Origin of the sequence: Streptomyces asoensis, assembly GCF_013085465.1 — a bacterium.
Classification (GTDB): Bacteria; Actinomycetota; Actinomycetes; order Streptomycetales; family Streptomycetaceae; genus Streptomyces; species Streptomyces cacaoi_A.
In genome coordinates, this window is the sequence record NZ_CP049838.1 from 6,984,222 (window position 1) to 7,000,656 (window position 16,435).

Here is a 16,435-nt window from a genome sequence, read left to right on the forward strand (position 1 = left end):
CGTCGTCAGCCGATGTCAGTCCTGGACCGCCGCCTTCGCGAAGCCGAGCAGCCCCTCGAAGTCGAGCGCCCCGGGATCCCCGTGCGCGTTCTCCGGCACGTGCATGTGCCCGCACACTCCCTTGAACGCGTTCCACCGCTCCCCGCTCATCCGCTGACCGCCCCCGTTCCCGGCGGACTTCGGGTACGCGGGCCAGAGTGCCGGTCCGCGCAGTGGGACACGGTGGTGGATGTGCATCCACGCCAGGTACTCGGCGACGGCGCGCAGCGCCCACTCCGGCGCTTTCGGCCAGTAGACGTGGGCCTGGTCGCGGGCCTTCCACTTGGCGTGCAGGTCGGGGTCGCAGGTGCCGACGAGTTCCGCCTGGCAGACGTTCAGCGTGTTCGTCTCGACGCCGCCGCGCTTGTTGACCAGCGCGCGCGAGGAGACGTCGATCTCGAAGTGCTGGTACCACTTCAGCTTCCTGGCGGCGAAGTCCGGCACGGCCGTCAGGTTGGGCGCGGCGGAGCCGCCCTGGTAGTCGGGCAGCGAACGTCCTTCAGTGGTGTGCAGGACGACGACGTTGACCTCCATGCGGTCACCGCCGAAGTCGTCCTGGTACCAGTGGTCGCGGTTCGCGCCGGGGTAGTGCTGGGGTCCGGTCCTGGTGCTCATGCCTCGCGACTGTGACACGGAACGCGGAAAGGGGCCGGGAGCTCTTCGCTTCCGACCCCTATTCGCCGTTTTCCACCGTATTCAGCCGACCGCTTACGCGTTCTTGATCGCCGAGATGTCGAAGTTCAGCTTGATCTTGTCCGAGACCAGAACGCCACCCGTCTCCAGTGCCGCGTTCCAGGTCAGGCCCCACGCCGAGCGCAGGATCTCGGCCTTGCCCTCGAAGCCGACACGCTCGTTGCCGAACGGGTCCTTGGCGGCGCCGTTGAACTCCAGGTCGATGCTGAGCGGCTTGGTGACGCCGAGGATGGTCAGGTCGCCGGTGATCCGGTAGTCGTCGCCGCCCAGCGCTTCCGCCGAGGTGGAGCGGAAGGTCATCGTCGGGAACTCGTCGGTCTTGAAGAAGTCGGCGGTCTTCAGGTGGCCGTCACGGTCGGCGGACCCGGTGTCGATGCTTTCCATCGTGATGTCGAGGGTGGCGCTGGACTTCGACGGGTCGGTGCCGTCCAGGTGCAGCGAGCCGGTGAAGTCGTTGAACTTGCCCTTGACGTTCGTGACCATCGCGTGGCGCGCGACGAAGCCCAGCGTCGAGTGAGCGGGGTCGATCGAGTAGTCGCCGGTCAGGGCGGCGAGCTCGGGGCTCACCGTGGCGTCGGCGCCGGCGGTGACGGTCTCGTCGGTGGTCTTGCGGCCGAAGATACCCATGACGTGCTCCTTGGGGACGGGAAGATCGATGATGTTTAATCTTCAACGAGGTCAACAAGGACGACCGTAGACCTATTCCGTTCAATGTTCAACATTAACCGGAACGTGTTCACTCGATTGCTCGACGTGATCGGCTTCCCTCATGCTGTTGACCCGTGGGGACTGCGACAGCGCGACCGCCGACCGTGTTCCATCTCTTCACCGTGCCGGTCCGGAAGGAGACCGAGGCAGCGCGGGAAGTCCTGCGCGCCGCGGGCGTGGACCACACCGCCCTGCACCCGTCGGGCGGCGCGTCCCGGACCGAGGTCGTACTGACCGGGACCGCCGGGACCGACATCCTCGCCGAGGTCGTCGCGGCGCTGCGGCACCGGCTGCGCCATGGTGTGGTGGTGCACAGGGCGGGACCCGCGGACATCGTCGTCCGGTCCGATCCCGGTGTCGCGCACGGGGTGATCGTGATCCGCGGACCGCACCGGGACGTGGAGGCACGGGACGCCGCCGGACTGCGTCGCGCGCTGAACATCGTTCTCGCGGAAGAGCCGGGACGACCGCCGGGCGGGTCGTCGGACGGGTCGTGGGATCGGTCGCCGGGCGGGGCGGATGGGCCGGATGGGCCGGGAGGGCCGGGCAGGTCGGGCGGGCCGGGCGGGGCGGATGGGCCGGACGGGCCGGGAGGGCCGGGCAGGTCGGATGGGCCGGGCAGGTCGGATGGGCCGGATGGGCCGGATGGGCCGGGAGGGCCGGGCAGGTCGGGCAGGTCGGGCGGGCCGGGCAGGTCGGGCAGGTCGGGCAGGTCGGGCGGGGCGGGCGGGGCGGGTGAGCTGGGGTCCGGCCCGTACGCGCCGAGCGTGCTGTTCCGGGAGAGCCAGGACCCGGCGCTGGCCGCCGAGGCGATCCGGCTGTCGCGTGTCTTCGCCGATCCGGACTTCGTCCGGGGCGCGCAGCCCGGCCGCGACCTGCTCGAGGACCTGTCCGCGCTGGCCGAGATCGCCGCGAAGCCGCGCGTCCTGCTCGACCTCCTCCTGCTCGCCCACGCCTTCTCCCGGACCGACGGCGGCGACCACCGCGTGAGCGAACTCCGGCTGCCGGGCATGGACGACGCCCGCCGGCTCGCCTCGACCGTGGAGGTCTTCGTCCAGCCGTCCACCGACCCGGAGGCCAGGACACTGACCCGGCCGCTGCCGGACGGCCGCCGGGGATTCCTCATCGGAGTGCCTCCGCAGACCGGTGAGTTGATGGCCAACCTCTCCTGGGTCCTGCCCACCCTCTTCCAGGTCGCGGAGGACGGCGGTGGCGGATCCGCCGCGCCGGACCGGGAGCGGGTCTGGGCCGATGTGGACGGCTCGGTCGCCTCCTACCTCCGGTCCTGGCGCCCGGGAAGAGGAGCCACCCTGCTGCCGCCCCAGCCCCTCATCCCGATGACCATGCCCGACGGAGAGGTCCGCCACGGTCCCGGGGACCCCTTCATGGTCTTCGACGCGTGCACCCTCTTCCTGATGGCCCGCGAGCTCGTCCCGATCCTGAACGGCAACCTCGGCGGCGAAGCCGCAGCCGGATTCCCGCTGCCGCCGTTCACCGCAGGCCTCCCGCGTGAGGTACGCCGTGAACTGGCCGCCGACTGCGGGGCGTACACGCTCACCATGAACGCCCTCCTGCTCGGCACCGGCGAGGACGGGCCCTTCCCGCCGGACATCGGCAATGTCAAACGCCACTTCCACGCCGGCCGGCTCAGCCGCTTCGGGCGGACCAGACGGCTGGAGGAGCAGGCGCGACACGACGCGGGGCTGCTGCTGCGGAGCGTGCACCGGACGACGGAGGCGGTCCTGTCCTACTACGCCGTCGTCGACATGTTCGCCGCGCTCGCCCGGGCGCGGGGCGACGGCCTCCTCGCCCGGCACCTGGAGGCGATCGCCGACCGTCGTGAGGCGGTCTGCGCGTACATGCTCTTCGTCAAGCGGACGGAGCTGCTCGCGGACTGGGGCGTGCGCACCTGGCGCGACGGGGAGGAGGAGGGGTGGGAGCGCCTGTGGGAGTACGTGCGTCACGCGCAGCGGCACCTGGTGCCCCTGCTCGTCGAAGAGTGAGCCGCCGATCCCTGTGCCGCAAGGGAGTCACGCCGTTACGGTGGGTGCATGAACGACATCACGGTCGGGGACGCCATCGACCACCTGCGCGCCGAGCTGACCGCGGCACGGGACCGTGCCGCGGAGGGCGGGATGCGTTTCGAACTCGGCGACATATCACTGGAGTTGACCGTCGAGCTGCGCCGGGAGAGCACGGGCAAGGGGTCCATCAAGGCCTGGGTGGTGTCGGGAGAGGCGGGCGCCACCCGCTCCGAGACGGCGACCCACCGGCTCGCGTTCACCCTGCGCGCGGTGGACCCGGACGGCCAGGGGGTCAGGATCGCCAACTCGGCCGCCCCGACAGGCGGTCTGGCGGGCGGCGGAACGCTGACGCGATAGCCGCGCCGCCCTTCGGCGCGATGCCGGCGGGGGATGACGGGGTGACCGGGGGACGGGGGTCCTTGGATGGAACTGGGCCGGATCGTGGCGGTCCTGCTGCCCGGCGTTTCGGGGTACGCGGGCAATGGAAGCGGCTATCTCCTCGGCCGCAGACTGGTGTTGACGGCCCGTCATGTCCTGGCCGGGCGCGACTCCTGCGAGGTTCAGGTGCCGGGCGGCGTCCCGGTCCGCTGCACGATCGTCTGGCGGGGCGGGACGCTCGACGGTGCCGATGTGGACGCGGCGTTGCTGCTCGCCGAGGCGGACGTGCGCGAGTCGGTGGCCCCGGTCCGCTGGGGTCGGCTCGTCACCGCCCGGCACCAGCCCTGCGACGTGGCCGGTTACCCCGAGGTGGGTCGGCGGGCCGACGGCAGCCTGGATCTCCAGCAGCCGCGTGCCACCCTCGCCCCCGGCACCGGCGCGCTCTCGCACCGCTACACGGCGGAGCTGGCCGGCGCGCCACCCCGTGACCCGGGCGGACGGACCCCGTCGCCCTGGAGCGGTCAGTCGGGCGCCGCGCTGTTCTGCGGCGCCCCGACCCGCGGGCTGTCGCTGCTGACCGGCGTGGTCGTGACCGACGTGACAGGCTGGGGGCTGCCGCGCTGGGAGGCCGTACCGGTGTACGCGCTGCTGGCCGACCGGGCGTTCACGGACCTCGTGACCCGGCACACGGGAGCCGCGCCCGTGTGGGAGCCGGTCGACCTCCAGGGCCTTGTCACCCCCGCCACCGGATGGCAGGTCCGCTCACCGGCCACGCTGCTGGACCAGCGCGCGGAAGTGGTCCGCTTCCACGGCCGTGCGGACCTGCTGCGGGAACTCGTCGAGGACTGGTGCGAGGGCGAGGGCGACGGCGGTGCGGGCGGTGGAGTCCGGCTGGCCGTGGTCACCGGCCCGGGCGGCGCGGGCAAGTCCCGGCTCGCCCGGGAACTGTCCGCCCGGATGCGGGACCGGCACGGCTGGGTCTGCGGCTGGCTGGACGACCGCGGTCCGGACGCGGACCACGCGGTGCTGGCCGAGGTCGACCGACCCCTGATCCTGGTGGCGGACTACGCCGAGCTCCGCATTCCGCAACTGACCGCCGTGCTCGGGGTCCTGGACCGGCGTCCCGAAGGCCGCCCCGCCGTACGACTGCTGCTGACCGCCCGTGGCCTGGGCGACGAGACGGGCGGCTGGTGGGACCAGCTCAGGACCCGCACCCGTGAGACCCGGGCCCTGACCTACGACGCCGTTCGCCATGAACTGCCGCCGCTGACGGACTTACCGGACCGCGCCGCCCACTACCGGGCCGCGCTGAGCGACCTGGCCCGACGGCTCCCGGAGGCCCTGCCCAGGGCGCTGCGCGAAGCGACCGGGGACTGGTCGGGGCGGGTCGGGCTCGTCGCCCCGCGGGATGTCGACGCACCCGGGTACGGCTCCGCCCTCACCCTGCACATGACGGCCCTCACCGACCTCCTGGCGACGCACCCCGCGACCCGCCCCCCGCACGACGCGAACCTCCTCGTGGAGGAGCAACTCCTGCTGCACGAGCGCGCCTACTGGGAGGACAGCGCGGCGGGCCGCCCGGCGCTCGCGTCCGCGGGACCCGTGGCGCTGGCCGACGCGGTCGGCACGGCCGTCCTCACCGCCGGGGCCGAACCCGCCCTGGCACGCCCGCTGTTGCGCTCCTCGCCGGGGTTCGCCACCGCGGACGAGGCCATGGTGGGGGAGGGCACCACCTGGCTGGCCGGCATGTACCCGGGGCCCGCCGGCAGTTGCTGGGGCGCGCTCCAGCCGGACCGGCTCGGCGAGTACCACGTCGGGGAACGGACCGGGATCGACGCGGAACTCGTCTCGTCGCCCCTGGTCACCCTCGCCGCCGGTGCCGGGCAGGACGTGCGGGGCGGAACGGACACGCTGCTCCTCGCCGCCCTGGTCACCGTCTCACGCGCGGGCGACCTGCCCCGCCACTGGGAGCCGGTGGCCCGCGCACTCGACAGGGCGTTCGCCCGTGCACCGTCCCTCGCCGCACGGGTCATGCAGGCCGCCACCCTGACGGACTGCCCGGAGCCCCTGGTGGAAGCCCTCCACCGGCTCACGGACGCCCCCGCCACCGACCCCGGGCTGCTGCTGGAACTGCTCGACCGGCTGGGCGCGGGCCGGAGCCGGGTGCTGGCCGGCTGGGCCACCCGTACCGCCGCCATCGCGGCGCGGGCCCTCCCGCCCTCGCAGCGGGCGGCCGCGCTCGTGCATGAGGCGGTCTGGCGTCAGACGGCCGGAGACCACCTGGCGGCCGTCCGCCGCTGTGAGGAGGCGCTCCGACTGCTGGAGTCCGGGCAGAGCGCCGCCCCGCCCACGACCCTCGTCGAGATCCTGACCCTGAAGGCCCGTTCGCAGCACTGGACGGCCGACTTCGACCCGGCCCTCGAAACCCTGCGTGCGGCCGAGGACCTGGTGGAGCGGCTTCCGGCCGCACCCGACCGGGACCGGGCGAGCGCGGAGATCCTCGGCGAGCGCGCCCGGATCCTCTTCAGGCGCGACGATCACGACGCCGCGCGCCCGCTCCAGGAGCGCAGGGTCACCCTGCTCCGGTCCCTCGCCGACACGGGCGACGCGGCCCTGCTCGAACGGCTCGCGGACGCCGAGGCGGAGCTCGCCCTCACCCTCGACCACCAGGGCAGGTTCCGGGAGGCCGTCGACGTCCTCTCGGAGACGACGGCCCGGTCGCTGAGCCGACTGGCCGAGGAGAGTCCCGACGCGGTGGACCTCGATGTTCTCGGCAGCATCGTCGGCCGCGCCAACCGGCTCAGGGCGATGGACCGGCTGGAGGAGTCCCTGGAGGTCCAGCGCGTCGCCCTCGCCGTGGCCGACCGCCCGGAGAGCCTGGGCACCCCCGTCGCCGCGGCCGCTCTGGCGCTCGTACTGAACAACCTCGGCGCGACGCTTGTGGCCCTGGACCGGCCGCAGGAGGCGCTGGAACCGCTCCGGCGAGGACTCGACATCCGCCGTGAACAGGCCGCCGACGCCGGAGAGCCCACCGAGTCGTTGTGGAGATCGCTGCTCCAGTACTCGGGTGTGCTCCGGGAGCTCGGGCGCCACGACGAGGCGCGGGAGGTCGCCGAGGAGTGTCTCGCCGTCGGCACGGAGCTGGCCCGTGTCGATCCGGCGCAGTGGCGGCTGGAGGCGGGGGCGCAGGTCGTCCTCGGCGAGATGCTGTACGTCACCGCCGCCGCGGAGCCCGAGCAGGACCATCGCGAGGACCTGCGCCGTGCGCTGAAGATGATCAACCAGGCGATCACCCGGTACCGCCGCCCCCTCAAGGACCAGCCCGGTGACCGACTGGTCGAGTTCACCCTCGCGCTGAGCGCGGGTGTGGAGATCCACCACATGCTCGGGCGAGACCGGTCGGCGCGCCACCTGTGCCGCATGTTGCTGGCCGCACGGCGGCTGCTCACCGAGCACGACCCCGAGCAGCACGGCGACGAGCTGGCTGCCGACCTGGCGGCCGCCGCCAGGCAGGAGCAGCGGAGCGGGCGCACAAGCCGCGCGGAGCGCCACCACGCGGAGGCCGTCGCGGTCCGGCGGATGCTGCTCTCCCTGCGCGGCGGGGGCGCTGACCGCATCCACCTGGCCGGAGCCCTCGCCGAGTACGCCGTATTGCTCTCCGCCGACGGGCGGCAGCGCGAGGCCCTGCCCCACCTGCGGGAGGCGCTGGAGCTGACCCATGAGGCGGAGCCGGACACCGAGCCGGGGCAGTACGCGCTCACCCTCGCCACCTGCCACTACAATCTCGCGGACACTCTTCCGTGGACCGGTGCCTTCGAGGAGGCGCTGCGGGAGGTCGACGTGTCCCGGAGCTGTCTGGCTCCGCTCGCCGACCTGGACCCGGAGCTGTACGCGCGGGAGACCGCCGACTGCGAGAGCCTGCGGGCGGAGATCGTCAAGGCGGCGGAGCACGGTCTGCCGGACCGGCCCGGACGGCGGCGGTGGCGCCGGTGAACCGCCGTCCGGACGCTCCGTTTCACTCCGGCGAGGGCATGTGCGCGCCCGGAATGTGAGGCGGGTCTCAGTCCCGGGGTTTGTGTGACCCCTACAAGCCCCGGCCCCTCTGAGCAGTCGGAACGGCTGCATGCCTGCCCGGTTCTGTTCAGGGCTACCAGGAAAACGCTCCGGAGACTGTACGGAGTCGACGTCCCTCTTTCCTTGGTGGGCTTCGTAAGGTCACTACATGACCGTTTTGGAAGAGACGACGGGCGAGCCGATCGCAGAGCCTTCGGAACCCACGGATGCGCGCGGCCGCGTGGCCGAGCTGCACGAGATCCGTGCCCAGGCGCTGGCCGGCCCGAGCGAGAAGGCGACCCAGGCGCAGCACGCCAAGGGCAAGCTGACCGCCCGGGAGCGGATCGAGCTGCTCCTCGACCCGGGGTCCTTCCAGGAGGTCGAGCAGCTGCGCCGGCACCGGGCGACCGGGTTCGGCCTGGAGGCCAAGAAGCCGTTCACCGACGGTGTGATCACCGGTTGGGGCACGGTGGAGGGCCGTACGGTCTTCGTCTACGCCCATGACTTCCGTATCTTCGGCGGCGCGCTGGGCGAGGCCCACGCCACGAAGATCCACAAGATCATGGACATGGCCATCGCGGCCGGTGCCCCGCTGGTCTCGCTCAACGACGGCGCCGGCGCCCGTATCCAGGAGGGCGTCTCCGCCCTCGCCGGCTACGGCGGCATCTTCCAGCGCAACACCAGGGCGAGCGGGGTGATCCCGCAGATCTCGGTCATGCTGGGCCCGTGCGCGGGCGGCGCGGCCTACAGCCCCGCCCTCACCGACTTCGTCTTCATGGTCCGCGAGACCTCGCAGATGTTCATCACCGGGCCGGACGTGGTCAAGGCCGTCACCGGCGAGGAGATCAGCCAGAACGGCCTCGGCGGCGCCGACGTGCACGCCGAGACCTCCGGCGTCTGCCACTTCGCGTACGACGACGAGGAGACCTGCATCGCGGAGGTCCGCTACCTCCTCTCGCTGCTCCCGCAGAACAACCGCGAGAACCCGCCGCGCGCCGAGTCCAGCGACCCGGCCGACCGTCGCGGCGACGTCCTGCTCGACCTGGTCCCGGCGGACGGCAACCGTCCGTACGACATGACCAAGGTCATCGAGGAGATCGTCGACGACGGCGAGTACGTGGAGATCCACGAGCGCTGGGCCCGCAACATCATCTGCGCGATGGCCCGGCTCGACGGCCAGGTCGTCGGCATCGTGGCCAACCAGCCGCAGGCCCTCGCCGGTGTCCTGGACATCGAGGCGTCGGAAAAAGCTGCGCGCTTTGTCCAGATGTGTGACGCTTTCAATATCCCGATCGTCACCTTCCTGGACGTCCCCGGATTCCTCCCGGGCGTCGACCAGGAGCACGGCGGAATCATCCGGCACGGAGCGAAGCTGCTCTACGCCTACTGCAACGCGACCGTGCCGCGGATCTCCCTGATCCTGCGCAAGGCCTACGGAGGTGCCTACATCGTCATGGACAGCCAGTCCATCGGCGCCGACCTCACCTACGCCTGGCCGACGAACGAGATCGCCGTGATGGGCGCCGAAGGTGCCGCCAACGTCATCTTCCGGCGTCAGATCGCCGAGGCCGAGGACCCCGAGGCCATGCGGGCCCGCATGGTCAAGGAGTACAAGTCCGAGCTGATGCACCCGTACTACGCGGCGGAACGCGGCCTGGTCGACGACGTCATCGACCCCGCCGAGACCCGCGAGGTACTCATCAAGTCGCTGGCCATGCTCCAGTCGAAGCACGCGGACCTGCCCTCGCGCAAGCACGGCAACCCCCCGCAGTAACCCGGCAGATCCAACGGGTAACCCACTGGATCCCCTGCGGAAACCTCATCCACGGAGACTTGCACCCATGAACGCTCCCGACATCCGCGTCGAGAAGGGCCACGCCGAGCCCGAGGAAGTCGCCGCCATCACGGCGATCCTCCTGGCCCGCGCGGCTGCCCAGTCGTCCCCCGTCGAGACCCACCGAGGCCGCCCCAAGGCCGGCTGGCGCCGCCTGGAGCGCGAGGGCGGCTTCCGCGCCCCGCACAGCTGGCACTGAACCCGTACGACGCGGAGAAGGGCCCCTCCACCCGGAGGGGCCCTTCTCTGTCGGTCGGCATTCCGGTCGGTCGGCACCCCGCCCGCCGCCCGGCAGCACCGCGCAACGGCGAAGGCCCCCTCCGGGTGGAGGGGGCCTTTCGGCTGTCTGCGGCCGGTGCTACCGGAGCCGGGCCATCAGCGCGTGCTCCACGAGCGTGATCAGCGCCGACTTGGCGTCCGCGCGGTGGCGGGCGTCGGTCGTGATGATCGGAGTGTCGGGGCCGATCTGAAGGGCCTCGCGGACCTCGTCCGGCTGGTACGGCTGCGAGCCGTCGAAGCCGTTGAGGGCGACGACGAACGGCAGGCCGCTGTTCTCGAAGTAGTCGACCGCAGGGAAGCAGTCGGCGAGACGGCGGGTGTCCACGAGCACGATCGCGCCGATCGCGCCGCGCACCAGGTCGTCCCACATGAACCAGAACCGGTCCTGACCCGGCGTACCGAAGAGGTACAGGATCAGGTCCTGGTCCAGGGTGATACGGCCGAAGTCCATGGCGACCGTGGTGGTCGTCTTGTCCCCCGTGTGGGTGAGGTCGTCGATCCCCGCCGACGCGGACGTCATGACGGCCTCGGTGCGCAGCGGATTGATCTCCGAAACAGCCCCGACGAACGTGGTCTTGCCCACGCCGAAGCCGCCCGCCACCACGATCTTCGCGGAAGTGGTGGAGCGGGACGGACCCCCGCTAGAGCTTGCGAAGTCCACTGAGCACCCTTTCGAGCAGTGTCACGTCTGGCTGGCCGCCGGCGCTCTCGTCGCCGCCGGGCTGATGGATGGCGACCAGTCCCGCCTCCGCCAAGTCGGCGACGAGGATCCTGGCCACGCCGAGAGGGATGGTCAGCAGTGCCGAGATCTCGGCGACCGACTTGATCTCTCGGCAGAGGTTGCAGATCCGCTGATGCTCGGGCAGTTGGCCCTGCATCTGGTGCGGCTGCGCAGTGGTGTGCACCAGCGCCTCGATGGCGAGCTGGTAACGCGGGCGGGTCCGGCCACCGGTCATGGCGTACGGACGCACCAGCGGGTTGTTCGACGCCCCCGCGGGCGCCGGCTCCGGGGTGCGGCGGTGCGGCTGTACGGGCTGGATGCGCGGGGCCGACGGCTGGTCGTACGGTGACGGCCCGGGACCCTGCGGACCCTGGGGCGTGTACGGCCGCTGCTGGCTGGGCGCGGAGGGGAAGTTGTAACGGTTCGGGTTCTGGGAACCGTCGCCCTGGCCCTGGGCAGGGCCGTACGACCAGTTGCCCGAATTCGATCCGCCTGGGGGTGTTGCCACTCTCTCTCCTCCTCCGATGTGCCTGGCACCCATCACGTGGAAGCCGCGTCCCGAAACCCTACGGCCTCGGGACGCCAATACGCACCGTTCGTTTGTTAGTTGAGAAGGCTCCCTTGGAGCTCCGCACGAAGGTCAGGGGTCAGGACCGAACCCGCTCGGTCCACCAGAAGGGCCATCTCGTACCCAATGAGGCCGATGTCCGCCTCGGGATGCGCAAGAACCGCGAGCGAGGAACCGTCGGAGATGGACATGAGGAAGAGGAATCCCCGCTCCATCTCCACAACCGTCTGGTTCACGCTGCCTCCCTCGAAGATCCGGGAGGCGCCTGCCGTCAGGGACGTCAGACCGGAGGCCACGGCCGCGAGCTGGTCGGCCCGGTCGCGGGGGAAGCCTTCGGACATCGCCAGAAGGAGTCCGTCGGCGGAGACCACCACCGTGTGGGACACCCCCGGGGTGTTGTCCACGAAGTTGGTGATCACCCAGTTCAGGTTCTGTGCCGCCTGGCTCATCGGGCTCACACTAACGCTCCTGGTTGTAGGTGCTGTCAGGACCGAGGCCCTGGCCGTTCGTTTCACTGCTGCCTGCGTTGCGTCCGCGCTGGACGCCCCGACGCAGGTTGCTCAACCTGCCTCGGACGTCCTCCGGGGCGCGGGAGACCTGAGGGCCTCCCTGGGGGGTGGTCTCGGCGGCGCCCTCGATCAGATTGGCCTTGGGCACCCGCCGCGGCAGGCCGGAGGAGGTGACCCCACCCGCCTTGGGCTTCTTCAGAGCGGAGGCCTGCTGCCAGCGCTCGTCGTTGGCCGAGCGCCAGGAGTCGCCGCCGCCGTTGCTCTCCGCGGGGGAGGCCGCCGGCTCCTGCTTCGCGGGCCGGGCGCCGTTCGCACCGCTTGCGGCGGAGCCGCGGCGGGGGAGACCGGCGTCGGTCAGCGCGTGGGAGGCGGAGGAGGTCGGTCCCGGACGGTCGAAGCCTACGCGGTTCTGCTCACCCGCGTCAGCGGCCTGCGCGGATTCCGCTTCCGGAGCGTACTGGTCCTGGTAGCCGTTCTGGTAACCGTTGGTGTGGCCGTTCTGCTGGGGCCAGTCGTCCTGGTAGGACTGCTGCTCCTGGTACGGCTGGAAGCCCTCGGACGCGGCGGCGGGGGCCGCCGTCCGCTCCTCCCGGCCGGGCTCCGCATACGCGGGGTCCGGGTAACCGCCGTTCGACGCGAATCCGTCGTTCTGCGGAAGGCCGCCGTTGCCGGAGAACGACTCGCCCTGCGGCATGCCACCGTTCGGCGCGAAGTACTGGTCGTCGTACGCCGGGCGCTGCTGCTCCTCGTACGACGTCTGCTGGTCGAACGCGGCGGGCTGCTCGGCGTACCCGGTCGCACTGTTGTCGTAGCCGGCCCCGGCACCCTGCTGGGCGGGGTCGTAGCCGTTCTGCCCGGCGTCGTACGACTGCTGCTGACGGGGTGCGTCGAAGCCCTCGGCGGACTGCTGCCCGGTCGGCTGACCCGGCTGGCCCGACTGGGTCTCCAGGGCCGCACGGCGTTCCTCGCGCATCAGCGAGCGGCCCACCGGGTCCAGGTCACGGATGTCGTCGGGGACCTCGTACTGGCTGTCGTCGAAGCCGAGCTCCGCGGCGGTGCGCATCGGCAGACCGTTGTTGAAGTCCTCGCCGCCACCGCCGTAGTTCTGCTCCGGGATGATCTGCGAGACGGTGAACTCGTCGCGCGGCTGCTGCTGTTCGCCGCCACCACCGTGGGTGATGGCGTCCGGCAGCATGACCAGCGAGGTGGTGCCGGCCTGCTCGCCCGAGGGGCGCAGCTGGACGCGGATACCGTGCCGGTCGGACAGCCGGCCGACCACGAACAGGCCCATGCGCTGCGAGATCGCGGCGTCCACCGTCGGCGGGTTGGCCAGCTTGTGGTTGATGTCCGCGAAGTCCTCGGCGGTGAGGCCGATGCCCTTGTCGTGGATCTCGATCATCACGCGGCCGTCGGGAAGACGGGTCGCGGTGACCCGGACCTTGGTCTGCGGGGAGGAGAACGTCGTCGCGTTCTCCAGAAGCTCGGCGAGCAGGTGCACGAGGTCGGTCACGGCGCGGCCGTGGATCTCGGCCTCCGGGACGCCCGACAGCTCGATGCGCTCGTACTGCTCCACCTCGGAGGAGGCGGCGCGCAGCACGTCGACCAGCGGGACCGGCTGGTCCCAGCGGCGGCCGGGCTCCTCGCCGGCGAGGACCAGGAGGTTCTCGCCGTTGCGGCGCATACGGGTGGCGAGGTGGTCCAGGCGGAAGAGGTTCTCCAGCTGGTCCGGGTCGGCCTCGTTGTTCTCCAGCTCGGTGATCAGGGTCAGCTGGCCCTCGATCAGGGACTGGTTGCGGCGCGAGAGGTTGGTGAAGATCGCGTTGATGTTGCCCCGGAGCAGAGCCTGCTCGGCGGCCAGTCGGACGGCCTCGCGGTGGACCTGGTCGAAGGCGCGGGCGACTTCGCCGATCTCGTCCCTGGTGTTGATGGGGATCGGCTGGACGCGGGTGTCCACCCGGCCCGGGTCGGTGCGTGAGAGCTGGTCGACCAGCATCGGCAGCCGCTGCTCGGCGATGCCGAAGGCGGCGTTGCGCAGCTGGCGCATGGCCTGGCTCATCTGGCGGGCCATGAGACTGGCGACGATGAACGCGGCGAGCAGGGCGATGATGACGATGGCGCCGTTGATGATGGCGTCGCGCTGCGCGTCGGAGGCGATCTCACCGGCGTCGGTGACCGCCCGGTCGATGAGTTCGCTCTCGACCTGGCTGTAGCCCTCGAACTTCAGCGTCGCGGCCGTCATCCAGGCCTTGGCGGTGACGCCCTGCTCGGCGAGCTTCGACGGAGACTGACCGCTGGCGATCGCCTGGATCATCTTGTCCATGGTCGGCGGCGCGGTGAAGTCCTCACCCGCGGCGTCGGCCTTGGCCTTCGCGTCGGCGGCCTGCTGCGCGCCCTCCTCGGTCTTCTCCTTCATGACCTCGGTGAGCCGCGCGGCGTCCTCGGTGGTGCCACCGGAGACGTACTCCTGCTGGGCGATGCCCTCGAGATAGGCGTACGAGGTGAAGGCGGTGAGCTGCTGGCGGAAGACCGTCTCGTCGGGGCTGGGCCGGACCAGCAGGTGCATGCCGATCGAGCGCTGGAGCGACTCGGCGCCCTTGGCCAGGGCGACCGCGTAGACGGTGCGGCCGTAGGCGGTGATGTTGCCGGTGCCGAGGCCGAGTTCGTTGGAGAACTCCATCAGCAGGTGCTCGACCGCGACGTAGCCCTCTTCGGTCTTCACCGGGTCCAGGGCCTTGGTGTAGGCGGCGGCGCGAATCTTCGTCAGAGTCGGCTCGGCCTCCTCCACCAGCTTCAGACGGCGCTTGAGGCCTTCCTTGTCCGGCATCCCGACGACCTCGTCGTGGAAGGCGGTGGCCTTCGCGTCGGTGGTGGCGCGGGCCGCCTTGACGTCGGAGTCGTCCTTCTTGGACTGGAGCAGCGGCTGGGCGCTGATGTCCCGCTCGTTGAGCAGGGCCTCGGCGTACTCGCCGGCGGCGGCCACGATCTTCGCCGTCTTCTCGGCGTCGCGGGCCTCCTGCCAGGTGTCGATCGAGTTCTTCACCTGGAAGCCGCCCATGACCAGGCCGACCACCACGGGTATGAGCAGGATCGCGTTCAGCCGGGTGGGCACCCGCCAGTTCCGCGGGGAGAGGCGGCCGCCGCTCTTCGCGGGTGCGGACGCCGGCTCCGAACCGGGCACAGGGGCGGGCGCCGCTCCGCGCGGCGGCGGGGTGAAGTTGCCCCGGGCCGCCGGCTCGGGACTTTGCTTGCTTCGCCTCACTCGACCAACAACCTCTCGGCGGTCGGCACCTTCGTCGTGCCGCAGTGTCTCAGAGCCCGGTCAGCCATCGACCATGAGTACGTCATTGACTATTGGGCAGTTCAGGCATTCCAGCACGACGACCAGCGCTCTTCCAAACATGGGAAAGCGCTGGTTCGATGTGATGTAAGCCCCAGATAAAACGGTCAAAAAGAACGAGCCCCGCCAAAAGGCGGGGCTTTCGTACGCGCAGTGAGACCAAGCGACCGCGACGCGTGTCGGTTCCTGTGGATTCCACTGCCGAAACGTTATGAACACCGGAGCCGACCGTGTCAAAGGCCACAGTCGGCTCCAGAGCGTCTACGACAACCGCCGTACGGCACCGGGTGCTTGAAAGTTACCGCAGTCGCGCCATCAGCGCGTGCTCGACCAGCGTGATCAGGGCGCTCTTGGCGTCCGAGCGGTGCCGGGCGTCCGTCGTGATGATCGGGGTGTCCGGTCCGATCTGGAGCGCCTCGCGCACCTCTTCCGGCTGGTACGGCTGCGAGCCGTCGAAGCCGTTGAGGGCGACGACGAACGGCAGGCCGCTGTTCTCGAAGTAGTCGACCGCAGGGAAGCAGTCGGCGAGACGGCGGGTGTCCACCAGGACGATCGCGCCGATCGCGCCGCGCACCAGGTCGTCCCACATGAACCAGAACCGGTCCTGACCCGGCGTACCGAACAGGTAGAGGATCAGGTCCTGGTCGAGCGTGATACGGCCGAAGTCCATGGCCACCGTGGTGGTGGTCTTGTCCCCGGTGTGGGTGAGGTCGTCGATGCCCGCGCTCGCGGACGTCATCACGGCCTCCGTGCGCAGCGGGTTGATCTCGGAGACGGCGCCCACGAACGTGGTCTTGCCCACGCCGAAGCCGCCCGCCACCACGATCTTCGCGGAGGTGGTGGCCCGCCCCCCGTCAGAGCTTGCGAAGTCCACTGAGCACCCTTTCGAGCAGCGTCACGTCCGGAGCGCCGCCGTTGTTCTCGTCGCCGCCCGGCTGGTGGATGGCCACCAGTCCGGCCTCGGCGAGGTCCGCGACCAGGATCCGCGCCACCCCCAGCGGCATGGCCAGGAGAGCCGAGACCTCCGCGACCGACTTCACCTCGCGGCACAGATGGCAGATGCGCTGGTGCTCCGGGAGCAGCCCCATGAGCGCTGCCGGGTCGGCCGTGGTGCTGATCAGTGCCTCGATGGCGAGCTGATAGCGCGGCCGCGTCCGACCGCCGGTCATCGCGTACGGACGCACCAGCGGCTGGTCGCCCTCATCCCCGTACGGCTCCGCGTACGGATCATGATGGGCGGTGGGCGGGGTCATGGATCCTCCGGGCGGGACAGCATTCGCGGTCAGTCGTGC

Annotated in this window: 13 protein-coding genes; 5 read left to right on the forward strand and 8 right to left on the reverse strand. The window is 71.0% G+C overall.

What is annotated here, in order from left to right:
• Positions 1-15: 15 nt before the first annotated feature.
• Positions 16-654 (reverse strand): hypothetical protein, encoded by a 639-nt coding sequence (locus G9272_RS31325; RefSeq protein ID WP_171399615.1) that lies wholly within the window; start codon positions 652-654, stop codon positions 16-18.
• A 93-nt stretch (positions 655-747) separates the two neighbouring features.
• Entirely contained in the window at positions 748-1,359 is a 612-nt protein-coding gene (locus tag G9272_RS31330; protein WP_171399616.1) for a YceI family protein, read from the reverse strand.
• Positions 1,360-1,514: 155 nt separating this feature from the next.
• Here G9272_RS31330 and G9272_RS44795 point away from each other — a divergent pair, with 155 nt between their 5' ends.
• The 5 genes from G9272_RS44795 to G9272_RS31360 all read left to right on the forward strand — a co-directional run bounded on the left by G9272_RS44795 (position 1,515) and on the right by G9272_RS31360 (position 9,928).
• Positions 1,515-3,443 carry a hypothetical protein gene (locus G9272_RS44795; RefSeq protein WP_216377841.1) on the forward strand — a complete coding sequence of 643 codons (1,929 nt, stop codon included), beginning with the start codon at positions 1,515-1,517 and terminating at the stop codon, positions 3,441-3,443.
• 48 nt (positions 3,444-3,491) lie between these two features.
• A complete protein-coding gene (locus G9272_RS31345) occupies positions 3,492-3,821 on the forward strand; it encodes a trypco2 family protein (RefSeq protein WP_171399618.1) in 330 nt (109 codons plus the stop codon).
• Positions 3,822-3,887: 66 nt separating this feature from the next.
• Complete coding sequence (locus G9272_RS31350) at positions 3,888-7,835, forward strand: tetratricopeptide repeat protein (RefSeq protein WP_171399619.1); 3,948 nt, start codon at positions 3,888-3,890, stop codon at positions 7,833-7,835.
• Positions 7,836-8,064: 229 nt separating this feature from the next.
• Entirely contained in the window at positions 8,065-9,669 is a 1,605-nt protein-coding gene (locus G9272_RS31355; RefSeq protein ID WP_171399620.1) for an acyl-CoA carboxylase subunit beta, read from the forward strand.
• A gap of 67 nt (positions 9,670-9,736) precedes the next feature.
• Positions 9,737-9,928, forward strand: coding sequence for an acyl-CoA carboxylase subunit epsilon (locus G9272_RS31360; protein ID WP_171399621.1), 192 nt, complete (start codon positions 9,737-9,739; stop codon positions 9,926-9,928).
• Between the two features lie 159 nt (positions 9,929-10,087).
• Here the strand turns inward: G9272_RS31360 and G9272_RS31365 are convergent, their stop codons facing one another.
• From G9272_RS31365 to G9272_RS31390, 6 genes are all read right to left on the reverse strand, one after another.
• On the reverse strand, positions 10,088-10,669 hold the full coding sequence (locus G9272_RS31365; RefSeq protein WP_054239772.1) for a GTP-binding protein: 582 nt from the start codon (positions 10,667-10,669) through the stop codon (positions 10,088-10,090).
• Positions 10,650-11,237: a DUF742 domain-containing protein gene (locus G9272_RS31370; RefSeq protein ID WP_028807404.1), complete on the reverse strand. Its 588-nt coding sequence runs from the start codon at positions 11,235-11,237 to the stop codon at positions 10,650-10,652. The genes G9272_RS31365 and G9272_RS31370 overlap by 20 nt, the downstream gene beginning before the upstream one ends.
• Before the next feature lie 95 nt (positions 11,238-11,332).
• Positions 11,333-11,746, reverse strand: coding sequence for a roadblock/LC7 domain-containing protein (locus G9272_RS31375; protein ID WP_037737006.1), 414 nt, complete (start codon positions 11,744-11,746; stop codon positions 11,333-11,335).
• A gap of 10 nt (positions 11,747-11,756) precedes the next feature.
• Positions 11,757-15,065 carry a sensor histidine kinase gene (locus G9272_RS31380; RefSeq protein ID WP_171399622.1) on the reverse strand — a complete coding sequence of 1,103 codons (3,309 nt, stop codon included), beginning with the start codon at positions 15,063-15,065 and terminating at the stop codon, positions 11,757-11,759.
• Positions 15,066-15,441: 376 nt separating this feature from the next.
• Complete coding sequence (locus tag G9272_RS31385; RefSeq protein WP_054239771.1) at positions 15,442-16,017, reverse strand: GTP-binding protein; 576 nt, start codon at positions 16,015-16,017, stop codon at positions 15,442-15,444.
• Entirely contained in the window at positions 15,998-16,396 is a 399-nt protein-coding gene (locus G9272_RS31390) for a DUF742 domain-containing protein (protein ID WP_009190816.1), read from the reverse strand. The genes G9272_RS31385 and G9272_RS31390 overlap by 20 nt, the downstream gene beginning before the upstream one ends.
• Between the last annotated feature and the right edge of the window lie 39 nt (positions 16,397-16,435).

Coding starts and splice junctions, on each gene's coding strand:
- G9272_RS31325 (WP_171399615.1), bottom strand. CDS start 654: ATGAGCACCAGGACCGGACCCCAGCACTACCCCGGCGCGAACCGCGAC.
- G9272_RS31330 (WP_171399616.1), bottom strand. CDS start 1,359: ATGGGTATCTTCGGCCGCAAGACCACCGACGAGACCGTCACCGCCGGC.
- G9272_RS31345 (WP_171399618.1), top strand. CDS start 3,492: ATGAACGACATCACGGTCGGGGACGCCATCGACCACCTGCGCGCCGAG.
- G9272_RS31350 (WP_171399619.1), top strand. CDS start 3,888: ATGGAACTGGGCCGGATCGTGGCGGTCCTGCTGCCCGGCGTTTCGGGG.
- G9272_RS31355 (WP_171399620.1), top strand. CDS start 8,065: ATGACCGTTTTGGAAGAGACGACGGGCGAGCCGATCGCAGAGCCTTCG.
- G9272_RS31360 (WP_171399621.1), top strand. CDS start 9,737: ATGAACGCTCCCGACATCCGCGTCGAGAAGGGCCACGCCGAGCCCGAG.
- G9272_RS31375 (WP_037737006.1), bottom strand. CDS start 11,746: ATGAGCCAGGCGGCACAGAACCTGAACTGGGTGATCACCAACTTCGTG.
- G9272_RS31390 (WP_009190816.1), bottom strand. CDS start 16,396: ATGACCCCGCCCACCGCCCATCATGATCCGTACGCGGAGCCGTACGGG.